The organism is Mesorhizobium sp. B2-5-3 (assembly GCF_006441005.1).
Classification (GTDB): domain Bacteria; phylum Pseudomonadota; class Alphaproteobacteria; order Rhizobiales; family Rhizobiaceae; genus Mesorhizobium.
In genome coordinates, this window is the sequence record NZ_VFUS01000018.1 from 79,388 (window position 1) to 89,860 (window position 10,473).

Here is a 10,473-nt window from a genome sequence, read left to right on the forward strand (position 1 = left end):
GGCGACTGCCTTTAGTGAGTGGTGAGTAGTGAGTAGTCAGCAATGGGTGGTGGCGGCTAGCCACTTCCTACTCACTAACCCCTACTCACTAGGTCCCTAGCCGATCTTGTTCGGAATCCGCGCCTCGATCCTGCCGAAGGCGAAGACCAGAATGCCGGTGATCGCCATATAGATCAAGGCAAGCAGCAGCAAGGGCTCATAGGTGAGGTAAGTGTCCTGTCTGACCTTCGACGAAACGGCGAAGATGTCGATGACGCTGATGGTAGCCACCAGCGGCGTCGATTTCAACTGCAGCACGGTTTCCCCCGTCAGCGTCGGCAGCGCCCGGTAGAAGGCCTGCGGCAGCCAGATACGCCGGAAGATCTTCCAGCGGCTCATGCCGAACGCACGTGCGGCTTCGAGCTGCCCCTTCGGCACGCCGGCAAAGGCGCCGCGCATCACTTCGCCCTCGTAACCCGCGAACGAGAGCGTCAGCGCCAGGACGGCGTAAGGCCATGCCTGCCTGAGATAGGGCCACATCCAGGATTCCCGGATCCACGGATATTGCGGAAACAACGAACCCAGCCCGTAGTAAAGCAGCCACAGCTGTAACAGCAGCGGCGTTCCCCTGATGACGGTGCAGAAGATCTTCGCCGGCGCCGCGAACCAGATCGGGCCGCCAGCCTGTGCCAATCCGACCGGCACGGCGATCAGGAAGCCCAACAGACAGGTGACGGCCAGGATCCACAGCGCGCGCCAGATGCCGAGCAGGGCCAGGCCGTAATATTGCGGCAGCCAGTCCCAGCGCATGAAGAACGCAGCGGACAGCACCAGCCCCAGCGCAATCAGGATCAGCACGATGCGATGCGGTTGCAGCCAGAGCGAGGCGCGAGCCGCGCTGTTGATGATGGCCGCTTCGCTCGCCATCAGCGCGCCTCCTTGATCGACGGCATGCCGCGCCGCGCCCATTTCTCGACGCGACCAAGGACGAGGTTCGAAAACAGCGTCACGGCCAGATAGAGCATGCCGGCCGCGAGATAGAATATCAGGTAGGCCTTGGTGACGCCCGCCGCCTGCCGCGTCGCCAACGTCAGTTCGAAGAAACCGACCACGGCCAGCAGCGCCGTATCCTTGGTGGCGATCAGCCAGAGATTGGCGAGACCCGGAATGGCGAAGGGCAGCATTGCCGGCAACGTGATGCGCCGCAAGAGAAGGCCGGGAGACATGCCGTAAGCGCGGGCGGCTTCGATCTGGCCTTGCGGGACGGCAAGGATGGCGCCGCGTATGACCTCGGTCGAGTAGGCGCCCTGGACGAAACCGAGCACCGCGATGCCGGCCACCAGCCCGCTGATGTCGACCCGCTGATAGCCCATGGCGGTCAGCATCTGGTTTATCAGGTCGGTACCGGCGTAGTAGAGGAGCAGGATCAGCACCAGTTCCGGTACCGCGCGCACGATGGTCGTGTAGACCGCCAGCAGGTCGCGCACCACGGGGCCGCCATAAAGCTTGCCATAGGCACCGCCGGTTCCGATCAACAGTCCGACGATCGTGGCGCCGACGGCGATCTCAAGCGAATGCAGCAGCCCAAGCATGAGCGTCCCGCCCCAGCCGACGGGCGCGGGCGACAGGAGTTCGATGATGCCGGCCGCAGAGGCCGGAAGAAATGAATCGATCAGCTTCGCCCCCGGATTGCTGGCTCAATCCGCCGGCGCAAGCCGCCGGCGGCAAGGGTGCGTGGGAAAGGTCGGGTTGGAGGACTTGGCGTCAGTGCCTTGTCTTCCAGCCCATGCGATGGTCGTCAGTCCGACTGCGTGGCACCGCCGCGTCAGTCCGGCTGCATGGCATCGCCACGTCAGTTCGAATGCGCGCCGCTGCCACCATATATGTCGAAATCGAAGTATTTCTTCGAGATCTCGTCATACTTGCCATTGGCGCGGATCGCCTTGATGCCGGCGTTGATCTTTTCCTTCAGCTCGGTGTCTTCCTTGCGCACGCCGGCGCCAACGCCCGGTCCGAGCACTTCGTCGTCCGGAGCCACCATGCCCTTCAGGTCGCAGCAGGCTTTGCCCTGGTCGGTCTTGAGGAACTCGCCAAGCGCGATGGAATCGGCCTGCACCGCATCGAGGCGCCCGGCGGCAAGGTCGTTGTTGGCCTCGTCCTGCGTCTGGTACTCCTTGATCTCGGATGCCGTGGCGCCGAAATGCTTCTTGGCGTAGACGGCATGCACGGTCGATACCTGGACGCCCAGGATCTTGCCCTTGAGATCGTCCGGCGCGGAGCCGAATTTCTGGTCCTTCGGTCCGATGATCGCCGTCGGCGTGTTGTAGTACTTATCCGAGAAGTCGATCGTCTTCTTGCGTTCGTCGGTGATCGACATCGAAGAGACGATAAGGTCGATCTTCTTGGTGGTCAGCGCCGGGATGATGCCGTCCCAGGCGACGGGCGTGATGACGCAGTCGAGCTTCTCCTCGGCGCAGACGGCGTCGATGAACTCGATCTCCCAGCCGACCCATTTGCCCGAAGCATCCGGCGAGGTGAACGGCGGATACGGCTCGGCGGCGATGCCGATCTTGACCGGATCGGCCTTGGCCATGCCGATGGCGGCGACGCCGAGCAGCAGCGCTGCGGCGAACGTCTTCAGAACAGTCTTCATTTTACGACTCCCAGTTTGTTGTTGGTTCCCGGTTTTCTTCCGCCCTCGGTTTGCTAGCCGATGTTGCGAATGAATTGCTTGAGCCTTTCGGATCTGGGCGCGCCGAAGATCTGTTCCGGCGGGCCTTCCTCCTCGACCAGTCCATTGTAGAGATAGACGACATGCGTCGCGACCTCGCGCGCGAACTTCATCTCGTGGGTGACCAGCACCATGGTGCGGCCTTCGCGCGCCAGGTCGCCGATCACTCTCAGCACCTCGCCGACCAGTTCGGGGTCGAGCGCCGACGTCGGTTCGTCGAACAGCATGACGCGCGGATTGATTGCCAATGCGCGAGCGATCGCGGCGCGCTGCTGCTGGCCGCCCGACAGGTAGGCCGGATAGACATCCCGCTTTTCGGCGAGGCCGACGCGGACGAGAAGCTTTTCGGCCTGGGCGATCGCCGCGTCGCGCTTGACGCCCAGCACATGCACGGGAACCTCGATGACGTTCTCGATCAGCGTCATGTGGCTCCACAGATTGAAGTTCTGGAACACCATGCCGAGCTTGGAACGGATGCGTTCGATCTGCTTGCGGTCGGCCGGCACGGTATGGCCGTGGCTGTCGGCCTTCAGCTTGATCTCCTCGCCATTCACGCGAATGATGCCGCTGGTCGGATTCTCCAGGCAGTTGATGCAGCGCAACAGCGTCGATTTGCCTGAGCCCGAACCGCCGATGATGGCGATGACCTCGCCGTCGCCCGCCGACAGCGAGACGCCCTTCAGCACGTGCAGCTCACCGAATTTCTTGTGCAGGTTCTCGACGTGGATGGCTTCGGCGGCGCCATTTTGCGCCTCACCGGATGGGGCTGCGGCAACTCTCGCCGTGCTCAACGGGTGACCTCCGTGTAGTCGATGGCAGCTCGTCGAACGTCTACCCGGCTAATCAACATACGCTGTACTGCCCCGCTCCAGACTTCAGCATGGACCCAACAGCGCGAGCCCGTCAATCCCGCTCATTACGGCACTTGCGGCCTTGTTGTGCAAGTGTATAAATAGCCTTTCATGAAATTTTCTCGATTTTTTTCAGCTAAAAAGGGCACCGATGAGCGCTTTCGGATCACAGTCCATGGCGGCGACGCTGCGGCGCGTGCTGATGCGGTCGGCGGCCAACGCCATGCGCGATGCCGACAGATCTGCCTGGCACTATGGCCCGGGGTTCAATCCGGCGAAAGCTGCCTCGCAGCACGCGGCCCTTGCTGAGTTGGTAGCGGCTTCCGGCGCTGAAATCGAATGGATCGAAGACAAGGCCGACGGACTTTCGGATTCGGTGTTCACGCACGACCCATCGCTGATGACCGGTCGCGGCGCGCTGATCCTGTCCATGGGTAAGCCACTACGCGCCAGGGAGCCCTCGCTGCATGAGGAAACCTACACAAGGCTGGGCATTCCGATCCTCGGCCGCGTCGAGGCTCCTGGTCAGGTCGAAGGCGGTGATTGTGTCTGGGTGGACGCCCGCACGCTGGCGATCGGGCGCGGTGTCCGCTCCAACCAGGAAGGCATCCAGCAGGTTTCCAACCTGCTGACGCCGCTGGGCGTTTCCGTCTACGGCTTTGATCTGCCGCTGTGGCAGGGCGAAGAGGCGTGCCTGCACCTGATGTCGGTGATCAGCCCGTTGGCCGACGACCTCGCGCTGGTTTATTCGCCGCTTTTGCCGGCCCCGTTCTATCAAATGCTGAAGGCACGCGGCATCCGGCTGGTCGAAGGCGATGCCGAGGAGTTCGCTGCTTCCAACGGCCTCAGCCTTAACGTACTGCCGACTAGCCCGCTCAACGTCATTGCCGTTGCAGGCTTTCCCAAGACCAAGGCCGCGATGGAGGCCGCGGGCTGCATGGTTGAAGTCTTCGAGGCGGATGCGCTCTGCATCGCCTGCGAAGGTGGGCCGACATGCCTGACGCGGCCGATCCTGCGCCAATGAATGCGCCATCCCGCCGCAAGTTTCGTCGCGAGGGCGAGGAGCGGCGGCGGCAGGATCTGATCGAGGCGACTCTGGACAGCGTGGCCGAATATGGGCTGCAGGGCGCCACCTTGCGCACCATCGCATTGCGTGCCGGCGTCACCGCGGGGCTGATCCGGCACTATTTCCCCGGCAAGGAAGAACTGCTGCAGGAGGCCTATACGGCACTGGTCGGGCGCATGACCGAGCAGGCGAAAGCAGCATTGGTCATGGAAGATGCCTCGCCGCGGCAACGCCTTGCGGCTTTCGTCACCGCCAACCTCAACGCGCCGATCATCGACGCGCGGGTTTTTTCGCTCTGGGCAACCTTCATCGGCCGCGCCGGTGCGGATCCGACCCTGGCCCGTGCCCACCGCGAAGGCTATCTCGGCTTTCGCAACGAGGTGGAGGCGGTTGTGGCCGAAGTGCTCGCCGCCGAACAGTGCAAGCCGGACGCAAGCCAGTTGCGCCACCATGCCATCGCGATCAACGCGATCATCGACGGACTCTGGATCGAAGGCTGCCTGGCCGGCGAGATGTTCTCGCCCGGCGAATTGGCGGCGATTGGGATCAAGGCTGTCGAAGCCGAGCTCGGCCTCGAGCCGGAAAGGGGAGAACACTAATGACCACCATTGGCGAAGCGTTGATTTCACTGCTCGAGGCGCATGGCGTCGACACCGTGTTCGGTATTCCCGGCGTCCACACGGTCGAGCTTTATCGCGGGTTGGCGCGTTCGAGGATCCGCCATGTCACGCCGCGCCACGAGCAGGGCGCGGGCTTCATGGCCGACGGCTATGCGCGCGCCGGCGGCCGGCCGGGCGTCGCCTTCGTCATCACCGGCCCGGGTCTGACCAACACCATCACCGCCATGGCACAGGCGCGCGCCGATTCGGTGCCGATGCTGGTAATCTCGGGCGTCAACGCCACGCCGACGCTTGGCAAGGGCCTGGGCTTCCTGCACGAGCTGCCGGACCAGCGCGGCATGATGGAAAAGGTGGCGCTGTTTTCGCAACGCATCACCGAGGCCGGCGAACTGCCCGGCGCGCTCGCCCGTGCCTTCGCGCTGTTCTCCTCGTCGCGACCGGGCCCGGTGCATATCGAGATTCCGACCGACGTCATGGTCAAGCCTGCCGATGGGATCGCGGCGGTGCTGAGCAATGCCGCGCCACCGGCTGCCGGGGCGACGGCCATCGCCGCGGCGGCCAGCCTTTGTGCGGCGGCTCGGCACCCGCTCATCCTGGCCGGCGGCGGCGCCAAGCGCGCCGAGGATGCGCTGCGGCGCCTGGCCGAAAGGCTGGGCGCGCCGGTCGTCGAGACGACCAATGCGCGCGGCCTGCTCCACCGCCATCCGCTCTGCGTACCGGCCAGTCCCAGCCTGAAAGCCATCCGCGCGCTGATGGGCGAGGCCGATCTGGTCATTGCCGCCGGCACCGAGTTCGGCCCGACCGATTATGACGGCTATGGCGATGGCGGATTTGTCCTGCCGGCCAATCTGATCCGCATCGACATCGGCGCCGATCAGCTGGCGCGCCGTCCGGCGACGGTGGCCATCCAGGCCGACTGCGCCGAGGCGATCGAAGCCTTGCTTGCCGCGCTCGGCTCGGTCGACGCGGGCAGGCAGGACGGGAAGAACCGCGCCGCGGCGGCGCGAAAGGCGGCTCGCGCCGAACTGACCCCCGTCCATGCGGCGCAGGTCCATGCGGTGGAAGCCATCCGCGACGCCCTGCCGGGCGCGATCATCGTCGGCGACTCCACCCAGCCCGTCTACGCCGCCAACCTCTATTACGATCACGACCGGCCGGGCGGCTGGTTCAACGCCGCCACCGGCTTCGGCGCGCTGGGCTACGGCCCGCCGGCGGCGGTGGGCGCGGCGCTCGCCATGCCCGACGCGCCGATCGTCTGCCTCACCGGCGACGGTGGCTTCCAGTTCACCTTACCCGAGCTCGGCGCGGCGCTCGATGCCGCGGCACCCGTTATCTTCGTCGTCTGGAATAACAGGGGCTATCGCGAGATCGAGACTTCGATGCTCGACGTCGGCGTGGAACCCGTCGGCGTGTCCCCGGCACCGCCGGATTTCTGCAAACTGGCCGAGGCCTATGGCATCGGCGCCGAACGGATCGCCGATACCGGCGCCTTACCACTCGCGCTGAAGCGCGCCCGGGCAACGGGGTTGCCGCGCGTCATCGAAATCACGGTCGAGTGAAGCTTCACGCCGGCGTCGATTTTCCTACCTGCATCGTGGTCATTCGCCGGCTTGGCTTTTGCGCGGCAACAATCGCCGCTGCCCGACACATGCAAAGACGCGACGGCTGCCATGTCGAGATATCAATTGAGTGATCGCACGAAAGGCGCGACGCTTCGCGTCGGCGCGGCGAAACAAGCGACATAATCAAAAAAAGACAGGAGCGGTCCAGGATGACGGAAACACTTCAGGGCAGGCACATCGTTGTGACCGGTGGGACCGGTGCGCTCGGCGGCGCGGTCGTCGGCAAGCTGCTGGGCGAGGGCGCGGTCTGCCATGTGCCGAACGCCCATGCCGCGGCACCTTCGCATTTCCCTTTCACCACCCACGAGAACGTCAGGCTGGCACACAATGTCGACCTGTCGGACTCCGCCAAGGTCGAAGCCTTCTATGCCCAGGTTCCCGCCCTGTGGGGATCGATCCATCTGGCCGGCGGCTTTGCCAAGGCGCCTGTGGAGAAGATCGAATCCGCCTCCTTTGCCGAGATGATGGATACCAATGCCCGCACCGCGTTCCTGTGCAGCCGTGCGGCGGTGCGCTCGATGCTGGCGGCGGGCACCGCCGGCCGCGTCGTCAATGTCACGGCACGCGCCGGGCTCGATCCGCGCCGCGGCTCGGGCATGGTCGCCTATGCCGCCTCCAAAGCAGCGGTCGCGGCGATGACGGTGGCGATGGCGGAAGAGCTGAAGCACCAGGGCATCCTGGTCAATGCGGTGGCCCCCTCGACGCTCGACACGCCGGCCAACCGTGCCGACATGCCGGATGCCGATTTCAGCAAATGGGTCAGCCTTGAAGCGGCGGCCGAGGCCATCGCCTACCTTGCCTCGCCCGCCAACCAGGCGATGAGCGGCACGCTGGTGCCGCTCTACGGTCGCGCATAACGCGCATAGTTGACTTCGACGATCCTCGGGCTGCGTCCGAGTTTCCGACAAAGAAAAACCCCGCCGGATCGCTCCGGCGGGGTTTTGTTTCGGGCCTGTGCGAAAGGGCGATTAGCTGCCCTGCTTCTTCAGCGCGGCGCCCAGGATGTCGCCCAGCGAGGCGCCGGAGTCGGTCGAGCCGTACTGGGCGACCGCTTCCTTCTCCTCGGCGATTTCCAGCGCCTTGATCGAGACCTGCAGCTTGCGGGTCTTCTTGTCGAAGGCGATGACGCGGGCGTCGACCTTCTGGCCGACGGTGAAGCGCTCGGGGCGCTGCTCGTCGCGGTCACGGGAAAGGTCGGAGCGCTTGATGAAGGTCTCGATGCCGCTTTCCACCAGCCGCACTTCCAGACCGCCATCCTTGACGCCGATGACCTCACAGGTGACGACGGCGTTCTTGCGCAGCTCGCCTGAAGTCGCCGCTTCGCCAACCGTGTCGCGGGCCAGCTGCTTGATGCCGAGCGAGATGCGCTCCTTCTCGATGTCGACGTCGAGCACCTGCGCCTTGACCATGTCGCCGCGATTGTACTCCTCGATCACCTGCTCGCCCGGACGGGTCCAGTCGAGGTCGGAAAGGTGCACCATGCCGTCCACGTCGCCTTCCAGGCCGATGAACAGGCCGAACTCGGTCTTGTTCTTGACCTCGCCCTCGACCTGGCTGCCGACCGGATGGCTGCGAGCGAAAGCCTCCCACGGGTTCTCCAGCGTCTGCTTGAGACCGAGCGAGATGCGGCGCTTGGCCGGATCGACTTCGAGCACCACGACATCGACTTCCTGCGTCGTCGACAGGATCTTGCCGGGATGCACGTTCTTCTTGGTCCACGACATTTCCGAAACGTGGATAAGGCCTTCGATGCCCGGCTCCAGCTCGACGAACGCGCCGTAGTCGGTGATGTTGGTGACGGTGCCTTTGATCTTCTTGCCGATCGGGAACTTGGTGCCGATCTCCGACCACGGATCGCTCTCGAGCTGCTTCATGCCGAGCGAGATACGGTGCGTTTCCTGGTTGATGCGGATGATCTGCACCTTGACCGTCTGGCCGATGTTGAGGATCTCGGTCGGATGGTTGACGCGGCGCCATGCCATGTCGGTGACATGCAGCAGGCCGTCGATGCCGCCGAGGTCGACGAACGCACCGTAATCGGTGATGTTCTTGACCACGCCTTCGACCACCTGGCCTTCTTCGAGGTTCTGCACGATTTCCGAACGCTGTTCGGCGCGGCTCTCCTCGAGCACGGTGCGGCGCGACACCACGATGTTGCCGCGGCGGCGATCCATCTTGAGGATCTCGAAAGGCTGCGGGTTGTGCATCAGCGGCGACACGTCGCGGATCGGGCGGATGTCGACCTGGCTGCGCGGCAGGAACGCCACGGCGCCGTCGAGGTCGACGGTGAAGCCGCCCTTGACCTGGTTGAAGATGACGCCTTCGACGCGCTCACCCTTGGTGAACTTCTCTTCGAGACGCACCCAGCTCTCTTCGCGGCGAGCCTTCTCGCGCGACAGCATGGCTTCGCCAAGCGCGTTCTCGATGCGCTCGACATAGACTTCGACCGTGTCGCCGACCTTGAGGGTGGATTCCTTGCCCTTGGCGCCGAATTCCTTCAGCGGCACGCGGCCTTCGACCTTGAGGCCGACGTCGATGATGGCCATGTCCTTTTCGATCGCGGTGATCGTGCCCCGGACAACCTGGCCCTCGCCGGAATGGCCGGCGGTGAATGATTCTTCGAGCATGCTCGCGAAATCGTCGCGAGAGGGATTTGCTACAGACATTGTTTCTCCTGGAATACCCCGCATCTTTAGCGGGGCGTGCGCCGTGGGTTAGCGTTGCGTTGGCCTGCCGGCGTTCCGGGCAAAGAGCCCTTGGCCGCTTAAGGCGGCAAGTCCGGCGCATGAAGAATGCTGGCAGGCTGGTTCGTGCCCGATATGGGTATTTTCTACGCTTCCGGCAACGGAAACTCGAGGGAAAACCCGGATCAGGCCTTGTTTCCCTTGGACAGCACGTCGTCGATGACAGTTCTGGCCGCGAGAAACGCGGCTTCTATAGCCATTTCGCTGGTATCAAGCAAGTGCGCGTCGGGGGCAGGCTTCAAGGGCGAGTCGGCGCGGCCCATGTCACGCTCGTCGCGGCGCCGGATATCGGCGAGGATTTCGGTGAAATCAGCCGTGCCGCCGATGCTCTCGATCTCCGCCAGCCGGCGCCTTGCCCGCACCTCGGCGCTCGCGGTCACATAGAGTTTGATGTCGGCATCGGGGCACACCACGGTGCCGATGTCGCGACCGTCGAGCACGGCACCCGGAGGGGATTTGGCAAACTCGCGCTGTTTCTCCACCAGGATGCGCCGCACCGTTGGAAACACCGCGACCTTCGAGGCCGCTTCGCCAACCGCATGCGCCGACAAGACGGCCCGGTCGAGCTTCGCCAGGTCGACTTGGCGCGCGGCCGTCTCGGCCGCCGAGACATTGTCGAGCGGCAAGCCAAGCCGCAGCAAGGCATGGGCGACGGCACGGTAGGTGAGGCCGGTGTCGAGCAGGTTCAGTCGGTAGTGATCGGCCAGACGCCGGGCGAGGGTGCCCTTGCCGGCTCCGGCCGGACCGTCGATGGCGATGGTGAAGACGTGTGTCATTGGCAGGCCAGCATACCTGAAACCGAACAGCGTAGCGGTCCGGAGAGAGCTTGCGATCCGTCGCGCCCCCCTCTGTCCTGCCGG

The 10,473-nt window shown here is 64.5% G+C and carries 10 protein-coding genes; 4 read left to right on the top strand and 6 right to left on the bottom strand.

Going from position 1 to position 10,473, the window contains the following annotated elements; genetic code table 11:
* Positions 1 to 96 precede the first annotated feature (96 nt).
* The 4 genes from FJ867_RS27530 to FJ867_RS27545 all read right to left on the bottom strand — a co-directional run bounded on the left by FJ867_RS27530 (position 97) and on the right by FJ867_RS27545 (position 3,501).
* On the bottom strand, positions 97 to 906 hold the full coding sequence (locus FJ867_RS27530) for an ABC transporter permease (protein ID WP_140819102.1): 810 nt from the start codon (positions 904 to 906) through the stop codon (positions 97 to 99).
* Positions 906 to 1,571: an ABC transporter permease gene (locus FJ867_RS27535; protein ID WP_140497260.1), complete on the bottom strand. Its 666-nt coding sequence runs from the start codon at positions 1,569 to 1,571 to the stop codon at positions 906 to 908. Before FJ867_RS27535 ends, FJ867_RS27530 begins: the two co-directional genes overlap by 1 nt.
* Positions 1,572 to 1,831: 260 nt before the next feature.
* Positions 1,832 to 2,632, bottom strand: coding sequence for a transporter substrate-binding domain-containing protein (locus FJ867_RS27540; protein ID WP_140819104.1), 801 nt, complete (start codon positions 2,630 to 2,632; stop codon positions 1,832 to 1,834).
* A 53-nt stretch (positions 2,633 to 2,685) separates the two neighbouring features.
* Entirely contained in the window at positions 2,686 to 3,501 is an 816-nt protein-coding gene (locus FJ867_RS27545; protein ID WP_140624912.1) for an ABC transporter ATP-binding protein, read from the bottom strand.
* 211 nt (positions 3,502 to 3,712) lie between these two features.
* Between FJ867_RS27545 and FJ867_RS27550 the strand changes: the two genes are divergently transcribed.
* The 4 genes from FJ867_RS27550 (at position 3,713) to FJ867_RS27565 (ending at position 7,726) form a co-directional block, all read left to right on the top strand.
* On the top strand, positions 3,713 to 4,585 hold the full coding sequence (locus tag FJ867_RS27550) for a dimethylarginine dimethylaminohydrolase family protein (protein ID WP_140559773.1): 873 nt from the start codon (positions 3,713 to 3,715) through the stop codon (positions 4,583 to 4,585).
* A complete protein-coding gene (locus FJ867_RS27555; protein WP_140819106.1) occupies positions 4,555 to 5,226 on the top strand; it encodes a TetR family transcriptional regulator C-terminal domain-containing protein in 672 nt (223 codons plus the stop codon). Before FJ867_RS27550 ends, FJ867_RS27555 begins: the two co-directional genes overlap by 31 nt.
* On the top strand, positions 5,226 to 6,806 hold the full coding sequence (locus FJ867_RS27560) for a 5-guanidino-2-oxopentanoate decarboxylase (RefSeq protein ID WP_140556907.1): 1,581 nt from the start codon (positions 5,226 to 5,228) through the stop codon (positions 6,804 to 6,806). The genes FJ867_RS27555 and FJ867_RS27560 overlap by 1 nt, the downstream gene beginning before the upstream one ends.
* Before the next feature lie 212 nt (positions 6,807 to 7,018).
* On the top strand, positions 7,019 to 7,726 hold the full coding sequence (locus FJ867_RS27565) for an SDR family NAD(P)-dependent oxidoreductase (RefSeq protein WP_140497248.1): 708 nt from the start codon (positions 7,019 to 7,021) through the stop codon (positions 7,724 to 7,726).
* 111 nt (positions 7,727 to 7,837) lie between these two features.
* Here FJ867_RS27565 and rpsA read toward each other — a convergent pair whose 3' ends face one another.
* Together rpsA and cmk are read right to left on the bottom strand one after the other, a co-directional pair.
* A complete protein-coding gene (gene rpsA, locus FJ867_RS27570; RefSeq protein WP_140497246.1) occupies positions 7,838 to 9,535 on the bottom strand; it encodes a 30S ribosomal protein S1 in 1,698 nt (565 codons plus the stop codon).
* Positions 9,536 to 9,738: 203 nt separating this feature from the next.
* The gene (gene cmk / locus FJ867_RS27575) at positions 9,739 to 10,389 is read right to left on the bottom strand and encodes a (d)CMP kinase (RefSeq protein ID WP_140512881.1); all 651 of its coding nucleotides are present in this window, start codon (positions 10,387 to 10,389) and stop codon (positions 9,739 to 9,741) included.
* Positions 10,390 to 10,473: the final 84 nt, after the last annotated feature.